Raw genomic sequence first — 1,381 nt, 5'->3', positions numbered from 1 at the left:
GGCTGGAGAGCGCGGTCATGCTCATGGACAGCGCGGTGTTGCCGCGGGCCAGGTGGGTCATGACGTTGGAGAGGTTGCCGCCGGGGCAGCAGGCGACGAGTAGCAGGCCAAGCTCCAGACCGGGGTTAAGGTCGACCATTAGGGTGACCAACAGGGTTAGCCAGGGTAGCAGCAGGCATTGGCCGAGCATGCCGGCGAGTACCGGTTGCGGGTGGCGCAATACGGCGCGGAATTGGTCGAGGCGCAGTTCCAGCGATACGCCGAAGATCAGCGTTGCCAGCACCAGGCCTAGTATCAGTTGAGAGCTCGCGTCGTAGTTCATAAAACGGGCCTTTTATTGTTGTTTTAGCCCGCCGCACTGTACGTGCGTAAGGCGCCAGGCAACAGTGGCATAGGCCGCCAGCGCCGGTGGCCATTGGCGCCAGTTAGCCCTCTCCCCGCTGGGGCGAGGGGACTGAGCGGCGCCCGTTGATCGTAATCCGCTGAAATCTGAAACCGAACCTGCGCCGGCACACTCCTACTTTAAGCGCCGACGTCATGGACCCCCGCTTTGTCCGCCCGTATCCTGCGCACCTCCTTTCCACCTGCCGACTTGCCACCTTGATGCTTATCTGGAAAACCCGCGCCCTTGCCCTGATCGCCCTGCTGCAACGCTACCCAGGTGTGGTGGCGGCGTTTGGTTTTATTTCCGGGGTGCTCAGTTTTGTCTTGGTCGACCGCCAGGCCAGGTTGGCCACGCCGATTGCGGTCATGCTGTTGGTCAGCTGGCTGTGGCTAACGCTGGAAAGCCTGGTGGCGCGGGTGTTTGCCCGGCTATTCAAACGCGAATTACCGCAACCGCTGGTGCGTTACCTGACGCAGATGATTCACCAGGAAAGTCTGTTTTTTGTGCTGCCGTTTTTTATCATCACCACCACCTGGAACAGCGGCCAGCTGCTGTTTACCGGGCTGCTGGCCTGCGCGGGGCTGGTGAGCATCATCGACCCGATCTACAACAAATGGCTGGCGCCACGGCGCTGGTTGTACTTGGCGATGCACACGTTGACGCTGTTCGCCGCGTTGCTGACGGCGCTGCCAATCATCCTGCACCTGACCACCGCGCAGAGTTACAAGCTGGCCCTGGGCACGGCGGTGCTGCTGTCGTTCCCCAGCTTGTTGGTGACCTTTCCGGTGCAACGCTGGTGGCGGGGCTTGGCGTTGATTGTGTTGACGCTGGCCTTGGGCGGCATCGGTTGGCTAGCGCGCTCCTGGGTGCCGCCGGCCACGTTATGGCTAACGGAGGTGGCGGTGACCACCGAGCTGGATGACTTCAACCGCTCCCCCGGCGACAGCCTGACCACCATGACCGCCAACGACCTGCGCACCAAGGGCCTGTACGCCT

At 62.2% G+C, this 1,381-nt stretch carries 2 protein-coding genes; one reads left to right on the top strand and one right to left on the bottom strand.

Annotation, left to right across the window (positions count from 1 at the left end):
* Window positions 1–322, bottom strand: a 322-nt coding sequence (locus AAAB16_RS12550) for a bile acid:sodium symporter family protein (protein ID WP_369335443.1), incomplete at its 3' end; no start/stop codon positions are given.
* A 281-nt stretch (window positions 323–603) separates the two neighbouring features.
* Here AAAB16_RS12550 and AAAB16_RS12545 point away from each other — a divergent pair.
* Window positions 604–1,381, top strand: a 778-nt coding sequence (locus AAAB16_RS12545) for a DUF5924 family protein (RefSeq protein WP_340663616.1), incomplete at its 3' end; no start/stop codon positions are given.

Source organism: Pseudomonas sp., from assembly GCF_037994325.1.
Taxonomy (GTDB): Bacteria; Pseudomonadota; Gammaproteobacteria; order Pseudomonadales; family Pseudomonadaceae; genus Aquipseudomonas.
Note: the sequence above shows the minus strand (reverse complement) of the source record. Positions and strands in the feature narration are given on the sequence as shown.